Origin of the sequence: Paenibacillus sp. sptzw28, from assembly GCF_019550795.1 — a bacterium.
Lineage (GTDB): Bacteria > Bacillota > Bacilli > Paenibacillales > Paenibacillaceae > Paenibacillus_Z.
The window spans coordinates 3,751,399-3,768,157 of record NZ_CP080545.1; the positions used below are offsets into that span (position 1 = coordinate 3,751,399).

General features: G+C 49.2%; 12 protein-coding genes and 1 pseudogene. 1 reads left to right on the plus strand and 12 read right to left on the minus strand.

What is annotated here, in order from left to right:
• Nucleotides 1-70 precede the first annotated feature (70 nt).
• The 8 genes from KZ483_RS16995 to KZ483_RS17030 form a co-directional block, all read right to left on the minus strand.
• On the minus strand, nucleotides 71-1,696 hold the full coding sequence (locus KZ483_RS16995) for a PhoX family protein (protein ID WP_220353500.1): 1,626 nt from the start codon (nucleotides 1,694-1,696) through the stop codon (nucleotides 71-73).
• Nucleotides 1,697-1,967: 271 nt separating this feature from the next.
• Nucleotides 1,968-2,234 carry a metal-sensitive transcriptional regulator gene (locus tag KZ483_RS17000; RefSeq protein WP_220348672.1) on the minus strand — a complete coding sequence of 89 codons (267 nt, stop codon included), beginning with the start codon at nucleotides 2,232-2,234 and terminating at the stop codon, nucleotides 1,968-1,970.
• A gap of 219 nt (nucleotides 2,235-2,453) precedes the next feature.
• The gene (locus KZ483_RS17005) at nucleotides 2,454-3,605 is read right to left on the minus strand and encodes a glycerate kinase (protein WP_220348674.1); all 1,152 of its coding nucleotides are present in this window, start codon (nucleotides 3,603-3,605) and stop codon (nucleotides 2,454-2,456) included.
• Between the two features lie 187 nt (nucleotides 3,606-3,792).
• Entirely contained in the window at nucleotides 3,793-5,298 is a 1,506-nt protein-coding gene (locus KZ483_RS17010) for a glycoside hydrolase family 32 protein (RefSeq protein ID WP_258881298.1), read from the minus strand.
• Between the two features lie 132 nt (nucleotides 5,299-5,430).
• Entirely contained in the window at nucleotides 5,431-6,810 is a 1,380-nt protein-coding gene (locus KZ483_RS17015; protein WP_220348678.1) for a glycoside hydrolase family 172 protein, read from the minus strand.
• A 70-nt stretch (nucleotides 6,811-6,880) separates the two neighbouring features.
• Complete coding sequence (locus KZ483_RS17020; RefSeq protein WP_258881299.1) at nucleotides 6,881-7,774, minus strand: carbohydrate ABC transporter permease; 894 nt, start codon at nucleotides 7,772-7,774, stop codon at nucleotides 6,881-6,883.
• Between the two features lie 11 nt (nucleotides 7,775-7,785).
• Complete coding sequence (locus tag KZ483_RS17025) at nucleotides 7,786-8,661, minus strand: carbohydrate ABC transporter permease (RefSeq protein ID WP_220353502.1); 876 nt, start codon at nucleotides 8,659-8,661, stop codon at nucleotides 7,786-7,788.
• Nucleotides 8,662-8,740: 79 nt separating this feature from the next.
• The gene (locus KZ483_RS17030; RefSeq protein ID WP_258881300.1) at nucleotides 8,741-10,063 is read right to left on the minus strand and encodes an ABC transporter substrate-binding protein; all 1,323 of its coding nucleotides are present in this window, start codon (nucleotides 10,061-10,063) and stop codon (nucleotides 8,741-8,743) included.
• A gap of 175 nt (nucleotides 10,064-10,238) precedes the next feature.
• On the opposite strand from KZ483_RS17030, the gene KZ483_RS17035 reads away from it, so the two are divergent.
• Entirely contained in the window at nucleotides 10,239-11,111 is an 873-nt protein-coding gene (locus KZ483_RS17035; protein WP_220348682.1) for an AraC family transcriptional regulator, read from the plus strand.
• A gap of 620 nt (nucleotides 11,112-11,731) precedes the next feature.
• Here the strand turns inward: KZ483_RS17035 and KZ483_RS17040 are convergent.
• The 4 genes and pseudogenes from KZ483_RS17040 to KZ483_RS17055 form a co-directional block, all read right to left on the minus strand.
• Nucleotides 11,732-11,884: pseudogene (locus KZ483_RS17040) on the minus strand (SDR family oxidoreductase); the annotation flags it as partial.
• Nucleotides 11,885-12,123: 239 nt separating this feature from the next.
• Nucleotides 12,124-13,734: a cellulase family glycosylhydrolase gene (locus tag KZ483_RS17045; protein WP_220348683.1), complete on the minus strand. Its 1,611-nt coding sequence runs from the start codon at nucleotides 13,732-13,734 to the stop codon at nucleotides 12,124-12,126.
• 449 nt (nucleotides 13,735-14,183) lie between these two features.
• The gene (locus KZ483_RS17050) at nucleotides 14,184-15,539 is read right to left on the minus strand and encodes a dipeptidase (RefSeq protein ID WP_220348684.1); all 1,356 of its coding nucleotides are present in this window, start codon (nucleotides 15,537-15,539) and stop codon (nucleotides 14,184-14,186) included.
• Between the two features lie 96 nt (nucleotides 15,540-15,635).
• Nucleotides 15,636-16,457: an aminoglycoside adenylyltransferase domain-containing protein gene (locus tag KZ483_RS17055; protein WP_220348685.1), complete on the minus strand. Its 822-nt coding sequence runs from the start codon at nucleotides 16,455-16,457 to the stop codon at nucleotides 15,636-15,638.
• Nucleotides 16,458-16,759: the final 302 nt, after the last annotated feature.

The window sequence follows — 16,759 nt, forward strand, 5'->3', positions numbered from 1 at the left end:
CCCTGCAAGATGTATTTCAGCCGCGGTACGCCTAAGCTCGCGGCTGATCTGCAATTAATAATAATCGTTATTAGCCAAGTTTGAAGCCGCTGATCGCCACGACGCCGCAGCGCGCGATTTTGTCGCCTTTGCGGTGGGGCCACAGGCTTGTCGGGCTGCCCAGGTCGGTTGTGTTCTCACCTGGATGTTGAACCGACAGGAAGAGAGTCTGCTCGTCCGGCGTGAAGAACGGGCCAGTCAGCTCAGCATCGACCGGAGCCGAAGCGAATTGAAGCGCCTGGGCTTTACCCGGTCCGCTCGTCGGAATGACGAACAGGCCGTTGTTCATGAACGATTTGTGCACGCCTTTGTTCATGCTGCTTGTCGAGATGTCCGTAACGACCCACAGATTCCCGTTTGAGTCGAAGGCAAGATTATCCGGAGAACTGAACCCGGATTGGCGCCCTCCGGCTGCAAAAATCTCAAAATCGAATTCAAGCGAGCCAAGATCGCTGTTTGATTCAAAAATACGCGTGATGTGCCCATGGATATTGCCGTGGTTATCGTTGTTTGTATGGCTGATGAAGACCGTGTTATCGAACGGTGAAATTTCGATGTCCTCGGGACGGTCCGTGGGCATTCCGCCAACGACCAGCGCGGCTTCATGACAGTAGGTCAAGATATCGCCCTGCGTCTTGAATTTCTTCTGCAGATCCGGGTTATCTTTGATTTTCGCCGTTACGGCTTCAAGAGTAAGAGGCAGCCATTTGCCGTTTTTCAGGTTGGCGACATACAGCGTGCCTTCCTCCAGAAGAGCCGAGTTTGCCCGGCCGCTCGCCTTGTTGTACTTGCCTTTACTGACGAATTTATAGATACAGGCGTCCTTCTTGTCATCGCCCATATACACGACCACGCGACCGTCGGCAGCGAGACCCATCGCCGTATTCTCATGATTGAAGCGGCCGAGCGCGGTATGCTTCTTCAAATAGTTTTTGTCGAAAGGATCGACCTCGATAACCCAGCCGTAGTGCGTTTCCGGAAGGCCGGACGCTTTTGCCGTTTCGGAGAAATTTTCCTCGCAGGACATCACCGTATTCCACAGCGTAACGCCGCCGGAGCAGTTTGCGAACGTACCTTGAACGGTCGTTGCATTGTTTAATGCGGCAATGCCTTTCGCCGGACCGGTCAGCGTAAAATTGGTGAAGCCGTTGATGCGGCGTGCGTGCTTCGATTTCGTGTCCATTTTCCAGCTGCCGTTTTCATCGCGGTATACTTCAATTACCGACATGCCTTGATAGTACAGGTTTTTCTTCACTTGATCGGCAGTCATTTTCTCATTCGTAACCGGACCAATGGAGAAAATGTTCGTATACTCGTGGTTATTCACCAGCAAGCCGCGCGAATTGGAACCGTCAATCGGAAAATAGGCATTATAGTCGGAGCCTGTGCCGAACTTCTCGCCTGCGGCGTTAATTACATCGTCGAATGCGGCAACCACATCATATGTGAAATTTTTTGGAAGGATCAGCTTGTCTTCTATTGACGGTTGAATCGGATCAAAATATCCGCTTACCTTGTTTGTATTAAAACCAAACAAATGGTCCGCAGTCGGGGACATTGCGGATGCTTTTCCTTCGAGCGCTCCGAGCCCTGCCGATGCGGCTGCCAAAGCGGCAGCTCCGGTACCAAGGTAAGAGAGAAACGTCTTGCGATCCATATTCCTGCTCAATGTGTCCACTCCTCAATAAAATTTATTCACAGGGACAAGCATAATCCGACTTTGTAATGCCAGCATCACCCGGGTATGTAATTTTTGTAAACGAAGTTGGAAAACTTCCAAAAGATTTGATCTAAAATCGTATAAACTAAGTTGGTTCGTTCTGCCAACAAACGGAATTTAGCTGCAAAGCGATTAATCGGTATATAGAAAAAGCTGCAGCTCCCGGCGGTTCGGGACTGCAGCTCGTTATTTTGAAGTGATGAACACCCTACCTGCTTTTTACAAGCAGCTCAACAGCCTCTTTGACCAATTTCCCTGTATCCCTGCCCTTTGCCTGCTCTTCCAGAATACATTGCTGCAGATTCTCTGCAACGATTAAAGCCATTGCCTTATCGGAGGCGTTGCGGACTGCAGACAGCTGGCTGACCACATCCTTACACGATTTACCCTCCTCCATCAAGCGAAGCACGCCGCGGATTTGGCCTTCAATCCGTTTTAAGCGCATTTTCATTTCATCCGTATAATTGTAGTTCATCCCGATCAGCCACCTCTCGTAAGGCGTATACTCGTATAGGTATGTTATAAGGCAATGGAACAACATAAGGCAATGGAACAACACCGTTAAATGAACAAATTCGCCGTGCCTTCCGACGCCTCACCCAAATACGCGGCTGCTCCTCAGGGCTTAATATCGACAATGCGGTCGAGCTGCCCTGTGCCGTCTTGAGAATAGCCGCAATGACGAAGGCCGGAATCAATGCTCCCGCGAACCCCGGTTATTTGAGAAATAGATGCGCACGACCTGCTCGGCCGCCTGCTCCAGCAGCGGACCGGTTAATTCCATTGCCTTCTCCAAAGACATCGGCCGGTTTAAAATACTGACCACTGCCGATATTCCTTGCTCATATAAGCTTTCGATCCCCTCACCGACTGAACCGGCGAGAACGACGACAGGCACATGATGCTTTCGGGCGATGTTGGCCACACCGGAAGGCGTCTTGCCGCGGGCCGTCTGATAATCAACCTGCCCCTCGCCGGTTATGACAAGGTCTGCGTCCTTCACCTCCGCTTCCAGGCCAAGCAGCCGGCTTATGATAGATATCCCCGCTTCCAGCTGTCCGTTCATAAAGGCAAGAATGCCTCCGGACAAGCCTCCAGCCGCCCCGGTACCCGGATGATCGTGGATTGCTATCCCCTGAGTCCGTTCGATCAGATCGGCAAAATGTTTCAAGTTAAGGTCAAGCTGCTTCACCATGTCCGGTGACGCTCCTTTCTGCGGGCCGAATACGGCAGATACTCCATTCGGCCCTATAAAAGGGTTATCTACATCGCAAGCAACAATAAACCTGCTCTCCATGATACGCGGATCCAGACCGGACGTCCGAATTTCGGCTAAGCTGGTGAGCTCTCCCCCTCCAAGACCGATCGGACAGCCTTCACTATCCAGCAATTGAATGCCTAAAGCCTGCAGCATGCCGGCTCCTCCGTCGTTCGTCGCGCTGCCGCCCAATCCGAGAATGAAATGCCGGCATCCCTGATCCAGCGCCGCCAATATAAGCTGCCCGAACCCGTAGGTTGTCGTGCGAAGCGGATTCCGGTCCTCCGAGGCAATCAGATACAGGCCCGACGACATCGCCATTTCAATCACGCAAGTCGTGCCGTCTCCCAGAATGCCGAACCCGGACCTGATGTCCCGGCCGATCGGGTTTTTCACGGTGACTTCGAAATACCTGCCGGCAGTCGCTTCCACCAGGCATTCCATCGTACCTTCGCCGCCGTCAGCCATAGGAATCACTTTGGTTGCGCTCTCAGGAAATGCCCTCTTTATCCCGCGCTCGATAGCAAGTCCCGCCACTTTAGCCGATAAGCTGCCTTTAAAGGAATCCGGCGCAATCACGATCTTCATGTACGAACCTCCTTTTCGAGTCATCAGCTGCTTTTTCCCCATTATACGGGATTCATATTTAATGCTCCACAGCTGCCGGGTTTTCCATCCCTCTTTGAGCATATAGTTCGCAAACATCTAAGGGCGTTCTTGAAATAAAAGAAAATAATCCCTCCTGCGAGAAGGATTATTCCTAATAGGTTTATATTTACCAAGCGGAACGCAGCTTCCAGATATCGATAGACTTCATCGTGACCTGGTCCCCTATTGAGAAAACTTCCATTTCGATGCTGCCGGGGTCCGGATAAATGTTGTTGGTCATCACGGTTCCATAATTATCGGTATAAACTTCAACGACACATGTATCGATGAAAATATGCAGTTTCAAAGCTTCTTCGCCAGACCGTTCCAGGGTAACCGCCGGTATGCCCTCGCTCCACCCGTCCGATTGGCTGCGGTCAAGTCGAAGCTCGTTTGTCCGCAAGTTATAGACGAGCAGCGTCTGCTGCCTGCCGTCGCCCGAGGCCCTGAGCGCGAAACCGATCTCTTCCGCTTGGCAGCCGCTTAGCTGGAATTCCGCTATGATTTCCGCGCAATCGCTGGCTGCATATTTGGGCAGAACATCTGCTCCTGGAGCCACGATAGTGTTCTCCAGACGGTAATGCTCCCTGCGAAGCACCTTCAATTCTTCCACCGGCTCAAATCTCAATCTGCCGCTTTGATCAAGCTCCACGGTTCTTGGCGCCGACATTGCGCCGCACCAGTGATTATTGTCCGTGGGAGCGAAGTCTTTGAACCAGGGCATCCAGTCCCATGCGTTCAACCAGGCGATAATCACTCGTCTCCCTTTGCCGTCGAGCAATGACTGCGGAGCATAATACTCCCGTCCATGGTCGATATCGCCCATCGTGTCCCATGTGAATTTACCCGTAGCGTAGTCCATATCCCCGATAAGGTAAATCGTTATGTGCTTGCCCATCCCCATAGGCGAGAACATTAGAACATGCCGGCCGCCGAGCAGGAAGAAATCCGGGCATTCCCACATAGTGCCCATCGTGCCGTCGCTCTCCGCCAAGACACCGACGTAGTCCCACTCGCGGAGGTCGGCCGATTTGTATAACAAGGCTTTACCCCGGTTATCTTTACTCGAGCCGACTACCATATACCACAGTTCTCCGTGTCTCCACACCTTGGGGTCGCGGAAATCCGCCGAACCGTCGGCAGGGGGTCCCGGGATAACCGGATTGCCTTCATATTTCTCGAAGGTGATGCCGTCATCGCTTGATGCCAGGCACTGGGTCTGGATGAGCTGCTCCTCCTTAAGAATCGTTGCCGTGTACAGCAGCGTCAGGACGCCGTTGTTATCCACGGCGCTCCCGGAGAAGCACCCTCCGCGGTCATGCAGCTCATAGGGCTCGCTTGGCGCGAGAGCGATCGGCAGATGCTCCCAATGTACCAGATCCTTGCTCTTCGCATGCCCCCAATGCATAGCCCCCCACCTGGGACCATATGGGTTATGCTGATAGAAGAGATGATATTCCCCTTTGTAGAAGATAAAGCCGTTCGGATCGTTTAACCAATTGGCAGGTGCCATAAAGTGATATTTCAGCCGGCTTAAATCCTTCCTTGCGATATCTTTTGTCTTGGCAATGGAATGTTCCGCTTTCAACAATGCCTCCCTATGGGAGGTCTTCCCTTTCGCTTGCAGTTCCACGAATACTCCTCCTGTTTTGTGAAGCTTTTGCATCCGGAATCAGCCTCGCAACAAAACTTTGCTTCAGAAGCATAGGCTACGTTAATCGCTGCACAGCCGTTAGCGCGCCGCAGCAGTATGAATCGTCTCTTATTAAAACGAGCTGCGGATGTTCCTGCTTTGCTCAATGTTTCCCTGTGAGTGCCCCTGCAGCCTGTCTATTTTGTTCTGAACCTGAGCATTCCTGCCTTCTGTATAAAGGTTCATCCGCTCTTTGGCGAGCTCATATGACTCCTTCATCTCCTGGTTAAGCTCTACCTTCTTCAGCTGCCCCGGGCTCGGGAATTCCGGCATCCGCTGGATTCGTTCTTCGACCGGCAGGATGCCGAAAACCTTGGACGGAAGCGTCTGGTACCAATAAGCAGTCGAAGACCAATCATCGGACAGATGGTTCGCGTGCCCATGCTCGATGGTGACTTTGATACTTTCCGAAAAATGAACCGGATCGGTAATATGGAACCGGTACGAAACCTGATAGCCGGGCACGTCGCTCTCGTGCACGATGGATCCGTGGAACGGGAAGGCATTCTTCTGCATGCCCCATGCATGATTGAAGTAATCTTCGGCGCCTGTGCCGACGATGCTCGGCAGCTTCTCGCCATCGATGAAGAACATATCGTCCCCTTCTCCCCACCAGCTGCCCTGGAAGTGAGTGACGGAGAGATTGCAGCCGATATAGTGCCCTTTCCCTTCCGCCTCCAGGATGACGTAGTTGCCTTCCCCCTCAAGATTCGCGACCCGGTTCACCTCCGGCGTATTGACCTGAAGATCGGGACCCCAGCCGTCACACGGATTCTCACGGCGCCATTGCGCGTGGAAATAGGCCGTGTCATCTCCGAAAGGCTGTTTGTAAAGCTCATAATCGATATGGAAATAGAGACCGAACGGCACGTCATTTTCGTTGACGATTTCGATTGTGGCTCTCTTGTTGAAAGGCATAGGCAGATAACAGTTGACCGATGCAACTCCGCCGAACTTGAACTGTTCCTCCGGCTTAACTGAAACCGTGAACGGAAGAGAAGCGAAGTTGCCAGGCATGGAGTGGCCGATGCAGAAGAAATCGCCGTAAGGCACCAGCACGCTTGGGTGGGATTGGTCGTCCCACGTCATCTTGATCAGCACCTTGCGGTACCAAGCGGGGTCCGCCGTCTCCCAAGTCACGCCAAGTGCGTTATGAATTTCATTCACCGGGGCTATATTGCCGCCGCCTTCCGGATTGATCACGCTTGGGCCAAGGGTTCTGCGGCAGAATGATGTCATCCAGATATGTGTAATGCTGCCCGGTCCTTCAATATCGCCGAGAACGACTGATCCGCCTGCCGGGATCATCCAGTAATCCTGATTGCGGCCGTCCTGATCCCAGCTCGATGCACGGGCAGTGCGGACCTCCTTGATCTGAGTAAGCTTACTGAGCATGTTCAAGGATTGATTATGGACAGATGATTTCTCCAGGTTTAATGATTGGTTTTGCATAGATGATTTCTCCTTTTTTATATTGTTTTATATGGAAAAATGAGTGTTGCCTCTCTTGATGACGCCCTATTCAGCCTTTAACAGCGCCGGCCGTCATGCCTTCAATGATGAAGCGTTGAAAGAATGCAAAGAAGATAAGCTGCGGAGTGATGAGCAGTATGCTGGCGGCGATGATGCCGCCGTAGTCGATATCGAACCTTCCCTTGAATTGCGATATGCCGAGCGAGATCGTTGTCATACTCTCATCACTGATCAAGGTGACAGCAAAAGGAAACTCGTTCCAAATATACAGCACATTAAAGATGAAAACGGTAGCCACAACGGGCATGACGATCGGGAATACGATCGTTCTGCACAATGTCCATAAACCGCAGCCGTCGATTACAGCCGCTTCCTCCACTTCCTTCGGAAATCCCCTCAAGAAGCCGGTAAACAGCAGGGTGTTGAAGGAAATGGATGTGGCGATATAAGGAAGTATCAGGGATGCATACGTGTTCACGAGCCCAAATAGTATAGTTAGCCGATAAACGGGAAACAGCAGAATAAATGCCGGAATCGCGAGCCCTGTCAGCAAGAGAGCGAGAATGGAACCCCTCAGCCTCTCCGATCTGAATACCATGCGAGCCAGGGCATAGGAACTCATGAAGGTGATTAAGATTTCGATCACGATCGTCACGAATGCGATAATAAATGTGTTTTTATATAACAAAGCCAAATCCAATGTCTGCAAAGCGCGTCTGTAGTTATCGAAGCTAATGGTTGCAGGCAGACTGAATGGATTGTTCAGGATGTCGCTGTTGGATTTGAACGACAATAACACCATCCAAATAAATGGAAGCACAACGATAAGGGTTATGCCATACGCCAGTAAGCTTGTACCGGTTTTACCGCCGGAAATCGCCGATTGTTTGCGAATTGCCAATTGGGTGATAGGCTTGGTTCTTGTGCTAGCCGCATTATTCAATGCTCTTCCCCCTATTCCTCGATGTTCTTTTTGCTGAGCCCCATATAAACTATGGAGAATACCATCGTCAGCAGGAACGTGACGGTGGCGATTGCCATGCCGTAACCGTATTCGCCTGAAGTAAAGGTCACATTATACATGTAAGTCACCATGACATCCGATAGATGATTAGGTCCCCCGTTCGTCAGCAGCAGAACGGTCTCGAATATTTTAAATACGCCCGTAATGATCAGAACGACATTGATTTTAACGGTTTCGTTAAGCATCGGAATCGTGATGTGAAGCAATTGCTGCAGTTTGCTTGCTCCGTCGATTGAGCTCGATTCATAGACATCGCGGGAAATCATCTTCAGGCCGGCCAGGAAAATGGTAGCCAGGAACCCGATCATCTGCCAGGTGAATACGATCCCGACGGAATATGGCGTCAAGCTTTTGCCACCGATCCACTGCAGAGAGAGTTGTTCCAGCCCGATATTCTTTAAGAAAGCATTGATGAGCCCCGTCTGCGGGTCCAGAATGAACACCCAGATCAATCCCACCAGGATCGGCGCGACGATGCCCGGCGCGAAGTTCATTGCCTTGACCGCATTCCCGCCCCGGATCTTCACGTTCAGCAGCAGGGCCAGCAGAAACGAGCCCGGCAGAAGCAAAACAACCGCAACAAGCAGGATGATGAACGTGTTTTTGAGCGATATCCAGAATAGGGAATCGTGCATCAAGCTGATATAGTTCTGCGCACCGACGAATCTCGCTGCGCCGATACCCGAATACTCTGTCAGGCTGTAGTAGAAGGATACGATTACAGGAAGAATGATATAACCAAGATAAACGAGCACAGTGGGAAGCAGCATAAACAGGATATATCTTCGTTTGCTAAGCCAGATCATCACGCTCTCTCCCTATCGCATTGGATTGCATGCGATTCCGCCGAACCGGTGCATCCGCAGAATCGCAGCTTTTTGACCGTTACTTTGAAACCTTCTCGTCAATGAGCTTCAGCGCTTCTTCCGGTTTGTAGATACCGTTGATGACGCCGTAGATACTATCGTTCAGCTGGTTTGCAGCCGCTTCGGACAGGACCAGGTCCGGTTGGGCACTAGGCCGCTCCCATCCCGGTTCATTCAATTTATCAATCACTTCCGCATAGACGGGGAACTTCTCCTTATCCACATTGCCGGTATATTTCACAACGGGAGGCGCTTCATTCTCTGCCATTATGGCAGCCCCCTCCTGGCTGTAGAAGAATCCGAAGAACTTCTTAACGGCATCGTACTTCGCCGCGTCCTCTTTAACTGCCGCGCTCGCGACCAGCGGTGCCGCAGCTACTGCCATGGCTACCTTCTGATTGCCGACGCCGTCCGGGAAGGCTGGTCCCCATGAAAAGCCGACCGTCTTCGCAATCGGACTGGCTTCGATCTTTTTGGTTTCCCACACACCGGCATCGAGCATCGCCGCTTTGCCGCTTGTGAACATTTCGACCGCTTGAAAATACGACAGCGTGGAGACATTTTCAGGGAATGCGCCATTCACGCGAAGCTCGTCAATCTTGTTGAAAAAGTTCAGGAAATCGGGGTTGTCGAATTTCTCTTTGCCGGCCTGTATGCTGTCGATCTTGTCGAAGAAGCCGTACCTTGTCAGCATTCCGAGGAAGGCCCATGTGCTGAACGTGTCCTTCGCACCCTTCGCGATCGTAACGATGTTGTTCTTCTTGAACACCTTTGCCGCTGCGAGAAGTTCGTCATAGGATTCCGGAACCTTGACTCCGTATTTGTCAAACAATGCTTTGTTATACCATAAGCCGGTGACCAATACCTGATACGGCAAACCAAATTGTTTGCCCCCATCCTGGTAAGCGTTTAACATCTTGGGATCGATATTGGAGGCGATTTCAGGATTCTCTTTCACAAATTCATTCAGGTCGAGAAGAAGTCCGGCCTTATTCATTTCCTTCGCCGGCGCCGGAAGCATCCAGAATATATCGGGCAGCTTCCCCGACTGTGCCATCATTTTCATTTTCTTCACATGCTCCTGTGTTTCGGAGCCCTGAAGATCAATCTTGATATCGGGATATTTCTCTTGAAACTTCTGTATGATTCCATACATGTAAGGCTCTTGGTCCTTTACATTCGCTACGTGCATCGCAATCGACAGGGTTACCGTTTTCGATGCATTTGCAGCGCCGCCGGCAGCCGTGTCGGCCGGACCGGTTCCGCTTCCGCTCTTGCTGCATGCCGCTAAACTAAGAATAATCAAACAGGCGGTAAGGAAAATAGACGATGTCTTCTTCACCTTGCACTCCCCCTCATATACAAGTTTCAAGGTTGCAAATATTGCTTTCACCTTGTTGTTTAACCTAATCTTACTGCTGTAATATATGATTGTATTTAGCAAAGCTTATTTTTAATTTATCGTTTCTTGCTTTTGTGATACGCTTACATAAATAGAATTTGAGGAGAGATTAACGATGATCTTGCATCAAATTTCCCCTTATATCCGCGTAGCCATGGATAATATCGTAGATCGCCCCTGGATCATACAGGAGCGAGTATTGTTCGATTATGAACTTCTTTACATTATGGAAGGGAAGGTTATCGTCACTATTGAGGAGACGGTCTATCAGGGAGAGAGGGGAGATATTTTTCTGTTTCGACCGAAACAGAGACACAAAATCGTCAAGGTGAAAGGACAGCGGCTGCGGCAGCCGCATATTCATTTCGATTTCTTTTATACCGGGGACAGCGACAAGGTGAAAGTAAACTTTCGTCCTCTGGAAGAGATCGGCGCCGACGAGCATGACTGGTTTAGGCAGGATATTATCGACGAAATGCCGGTTCCGCTGTCCAGTCATCTTCGGCTCAAAAATCCGATCATGATCGAAAAGATGCTCATGGATATCATTTACGAATATGAGACCAAAATGCCCTTTTACGAATTCAAGGTCAAAGGTCTGTTTATACAGTTATGGATTCAGCTGCTGCGGGAAAATTACTGGAGCCTCAATCCTCATCTTGAGACGAATATGCATGCATTAATGCACGTTAAACAATTTCTCATGCATAATACAAACCGCAAGGTAAGCTTGGATGAGATCGCCAGGATGTCCGGAATCAGCAAGCATTATCTGGTTCGTCTCTTCCAGAAAGCGTTTGGTATGAGTCCGATCCAATACCACCAGCTCATGCGCGTTCATGCCGCCCGGCATTTGATCCAGTTCACGACGGATCCGCTTACCGCCATCGCGGAGAAGATGGGATTTCCGAATATTCATGCCTTCAGCCGTTTCTTTAAGAACGTCGAGGGTACCGCTCCGTCCTTTTACCGCAGCAGCAAAAATTAATCCGGCGCCGCACAGGCGCCGGATTTTACTAATTCGGAATAATTGGAACAATTGCCAGTATCGTTCCGCTTGGGAGGCGAGATCTCCCCTTGTTCAAGAGGTATTGGGCGAATCGCCTACCTACTATATGAATCATTTTTATCGGTAGCAGCGGGCACATGAGATCAGGCCGCATTAGCCGCTTCCCGATTCAGCCTTCCTATTTCCTCAACCAGCTTGATGACGGTATCAAGAAGCTCCCATTTTTCTTTAGGAACTATGATGGTAACCCCCTGCTCATTTTGTTCGAAAGGAACCGAGCTGCCGTCCAGCAGTTGGCAATGTGCGATTTTCTGCGGAAGCGCCTTGGCGCACTTTATGCTTGAAAGAGGTTTTCACGAATCGTCCCTCTGGTATATGAAAGAGAACGGACCGCTCGAGAAAGCCTGGCTGGCACTGCTTGATGAAGTGGAAACAACCAACTTTTTACGGCCTGCCAACATTTCCGCCCTGACCTATGCTGTGATCGTTGAATTTATGTGCAATGCCATACCTTTCTCCAATAAAAGGGGGACACACAACGTTGACCGAGTCATTCAACTGCTTCCGAAGATGCAGGAGAACGCCCATACAGGACGCAGCTCTTTACGTAAGCCTTCCTTAATTGCGCGGACAGCAAATTTTGTACCGCAGTATACAGCGCCGCTTGGCAAAACCTCGTGACCGGCTATCGAAGAGACGTTAATGATGTGACCATCATTCCGTTCTTCCATGTGCGGATATACGGCTGCAATGTACTAAGAGCAGCTTGCGCGAGCGATTCCATATCCGCCCTGGAGACCTCTATTTTTCTGGGGTAATTAGTTAATTGGTCAGTCATTGAAAAAAACGAAAAAACCGTCCTTTCGGACGGTCCTTTAACGTAATCGTACAGTTAGTGTATTGGCGCTGTTTCAATCCGTGCCCGAACTTTTTCAGAGGAGGCAGCGCGAGTGTATTGGCCTGCTTTAATCACCAGTTGTTTTTATTGCGGTTAGGGATTAACAAATTGCCACTGCAGGTTGGTACTGGTGCTGCTGCTCCACATTTTCAAGTCGGAGCCGTTAGTCGTACTGCCCCCGCCGTCCAAATAAAGACCGGTAGCAGCATTCTTTATCCTGTAATTACCTCCATATGGTTCCAATACCCATTGCTGATTGCTGCTGGTACTGCTGCTCCACTGTCCGCAAATGGAGCCGCTTGCGGTACGGCCCATACCGTCAAGATACAAGCCTGTTGCAGCATTCTTTATTTTGTAATAGGCTCCGTAGAACTCCATTACCCATTGTTGGTTGTTGCTGGTACTGCCGCTCCATTGGCTTGCATTTGAGCCGTTTGCGGTGCGTCCCATCCCGTCAATATACAAGCCTGTCGTAACGTTCTTCATTTTAGAAGTGTTCATCACACCCATGATCGCTTCAATAATTCCCGGCTGAGTTACCGCATAGGTCGACCTGTCAAACAGTCCAAAACCGTACTGTCCGTTGTGTCCATTATCCCAATAAACAGGGACAGATCCGTATTTCTTGGCAGTTGCGGTTATTGCTTTTGCAAAAGCCGCACGATAGGTATTATTCGTTGAATCAAAGGCCGTTTTATCGATGGAACCGAATTCGCCGACGACTACCGGATATCCTTGTGTGACGAATTTATCGTACATGGACTTCAGCTGCGAATCCAAATAATCTTCCTGTCCCCAGGTCGATTTCTTCGAAGTGTCGGTAGCTGCTGCTCCCCACTGGGTAATTGTGCCGGATTCCTCACCGGCGAAGTCCCAAGGCGAGTAATAATGAACGGATATCATAATTCTCTTTTCAGAGCTTGGAATTGTGGATGATCTGTAATTGTCTGTAGGAAGCGCAAAGCCATAATTACCTACAGTATAATCAATGTTCGTATTCCAACCGGGAATAAGAAGCCATCTTGCAGCATTGTTTCCTCCGGTTTGTCTAACAGTATCGACAAAGATTTGGTTATAAGCATTGAGGTTTGAATAGTATGTGGTATCAGGGGTGCCGAAAGTACCGTCAAATTCTTCGTTCATGGACTCGAAGATCAAATGCTCATCATAATTAACAAACGTATTCGCGATCTGCTGCCAGGCTTTTTGATATTTTGCTCTAATCGTGGTTTGATCGCTTGAATTGACTAAAAGCCAGGAACCGGTAACAGAATTGTAACCGTCTGTATGCATGTTGATGATGACATACAAGCCCTCGTTGTAGGCATAGTCGACAACTGTTTTAACTCTGCTCAGCCATGTGGAATTAATCGTATAATTCGGTGCACTCCCTATGTAATTCAAATACGAAACAGGGATACGAATTGTTTTAAATCCTGCTGCCTTTACCTTTTGAATGAGAGCCTGTGTAACAGCAGGGTTGCCCCACGCCGTTTCACTCGGTGTACCGTTAGTGCTTGCTTCAAGCTGGTTTCCCAGATTCCAGCCCGCGCCCATTTCAAAAACAATTTGTGAAGGATTCAATTGATTGAAATCAGCTGTTTCAGCTGCAGATACAACCGGACTCCAACCGGAAATTACAGCTGTAAATGCCAATACCATGCTTAACAGATAGACCCTGAGCGACTTAACTTTTAACAACATGCCTCAAACCTCCGTCTTTCTTTTTCTTCATTATGAAATGAGTTCAATAATCGACCCGATAGCGTCTCTATTAAGTCCTCCTCTCAGCTGTATAGTCTCATGAAATTTCTTCCTTGAGACTGATGTATGTGATCAGTTACTATGCAATCTGATTATATAATTATAAATGCATTTAAATTACCCCATGAATTATCACAAAAATCATATAAAATATATTGAAAGGGTTTTCATTAAAGGATCATTGGACGAGCGGCGCCCAAGAAATGCGCAAGACCGCCGTCCGTAAGATAATTACTTCCAATATATACAATAACCTCTATCCCTGTCATTGTATAGGTTTACCAGCTGTTTTCATCTCCGCTTTATGGGCGGTGACAGCTATGCCGGTACTATCCCGGCCTGATGGTCAAAAAAAATCACGAAGCTTGCTGCTTCGCGATGTTCCAAACCTATAACCGCTTCAGCAACGATACGATCGTCAGAAGCCCTTTGTCGAAATTGTCCAGATGAAAATGCTCGTTCGGCGCATGCAGATTCTCGTCCGGTAGACCAAAGCCCATCATAACGACAGGAGCCGCCAGTTCGCGGGAGAAGGTTGCGACGATGGGAATCGATCCTCCGTCTTTCGTGAACAGTGCGCGCGTGCCGTACACGTCTTCGTAAGCATCCGCAGCCAACTGCAGCATCCGGTCGGACGGATCGATATTGAAAGCACGGGCCTTCTCGCCGTCTTTGATTTGCAGCTGCGCGCCGGGCTGAACATGCTTCAGCAAATGGCGTTTGATCTTGTCCAGAATGTCCTGCGGATCCTGGTCCCCGACCAGGCGGCAGGTGATCTTGGCATGCGCTTCCTTCGGAATGACCGTCTTGGTGCCCTCGCCCTGAAAGCCGCCGTAAACGCCGTTAAGTTCAAGCGTCGGCCTCGCTCCGACACGTTCCACAAAGGAGAAGCCTTCTTCGCCGTACAACGCATCAAGACCGAGACTGGCCTTCAATTGATCTTCATCCAGCATTTGCTTGGCGAACTCTTCTCTCATGAGCGGCGAAAGCTCCGGCACACCTTCATAGAATCCGTCGACGCTTACGCGGCCCCGATCATCGTGCAAACTGGCGAGCAATAAGACGAGGGCATGAAGCGCGTTGGGAACGCCCCCGCCGTATGTTCCGGAGTGCAAATCGGTATTCGCGGTGTTCACAGTGACCTCAAGCGAACACAATCCCCGAAGTCCCGTACTGATAGCGGGCCTGCCCGGCTCGAGAAGTGATGTGTCCGAAATGAGGACGACGTCGGCGGCCAGCTTGTCCCGATTCGTCGTCAAGAAAGGCGGGAGGTTCCGGCTGGAAACTTCCTCTTCGCCCTCAATGCACAGCTTGATATTGACTGGAAGCCGTTCTTCCTGCTTCAATATGGCTTCGATCGCTTTGATATGCAGAAACACCTGGCCTTTATCATCCGTCGCGCCCCGTGCGTACAGCTTGCCGTCCCGGATGTCCGGTTCGAAGGGAGGCGTCGTCCACAAATGCAGCGGATCGACCGGCTGTACGTCGTAATGACCGTAAACCAGCACGGTAGGTTTGCCGGGAGCATGAAGATGATCCGCATACACGATCGGATGGCCTTCGGTTTGATGCACTTCGACGTTCTGGAGGCCCGCCCGGTTCAGCGCGTCCGCAAGCCATTCAGCCGCTTTGTTCATATCCGCTTTATGCTCGGACTGGGCGGATATACTCGGGATGGACAACCATTGCTTCAGCTCTTCCAGCTGCTGCTTCCTTAAGTTTTGAAAATAGGTTTCATAACTCATCGTGCATTTCATCCTCCCTTTCAATTTATATCCATATCATATACCTCCTCCAGGCAAAGATGCCAGAGACTCGGCGTACATTGTCACGCACTTGCGTTATTTGTTATTTTCAGGACTGGAGGAGGATTCTTTGATTTTCTCAATAACAAATTGTTTCAATCCTTCTAAATCAGCAGGTTTATATTGTTTTACTTTTTGTTCAGCGTTGTAAGCATCAGTAGCATTTCGCACTATGTATTGATATTGCGGCGGTACCAAATTCATTGCCCATTCTCCAGCTTGCGCTTTCGAATATATTTCCTCGTTCTCTTTATAAGACCATATTCTAATTAAAGATAATATACCTGTTACAAGAAGTTCTCCTTCCAGATTAATAAAGTAATCGACGCCCCAAACGATCGAATCCCAAAAATCTTCTGGAGGTACCTTAGGGAAGACCTTATTAATTTCTGGTCCAAATATACAAATCCCACTTTGATTGGTAAGTGTTACGTGACATGCCAAATCTCCATCAGTATACACCTGCTTATAATCCCAAAAATCCAAATTATGTTCTGCATCGATAACTTCAAGCTTTTCACGCCAATATTCACTAAAATGAAATTGATAAGGGGTAGGATGCACCCAAGGTGTGATTTCAGAATGAGTCAATATACTTAGCTCAATAGGAATCGGCTGCTTGTGTAATGCCAGGAATCCTTGCATCAACTTGAAACGTTGAAAGGCATCCAACTTATTATGGATGACAACCAAAATGTCTAAGTCACTGTGAGAGGGCTGGAAGCAACCTAAACACATAGATCCATGAATGTAAATGCCAATGAGATTTTCATCCAGGACATTTATTAAATACTCTTTAATATTGGCTGCCTGTGTCTTGATTTCAGCAGGACAACTATGCCAGTCGTAACCGCTCATTGATTGCACCCCCGCAATGCACAATTATTTGTTATAGCTCAATAATACATAAGTCGCTTAGCTGTTTTGAGGAATTTTCGTTTATAACTAAATATTACCGGATAAAGCGCGTGCTCAGCGCCTTATGCGGCGGTTACACTGCACTGACTATTGCCCTATTCCGCCATTCTACCCTTACCACTGTCCACACAGTTCAAATTTGGAATCATACGATATGTGTAGATTTCGTACAAAAAATTCATAATCGTGAAGGAGACCGAAAGAAAGATGGCTGTAATCCAAACTGCATTAAACTATACCCG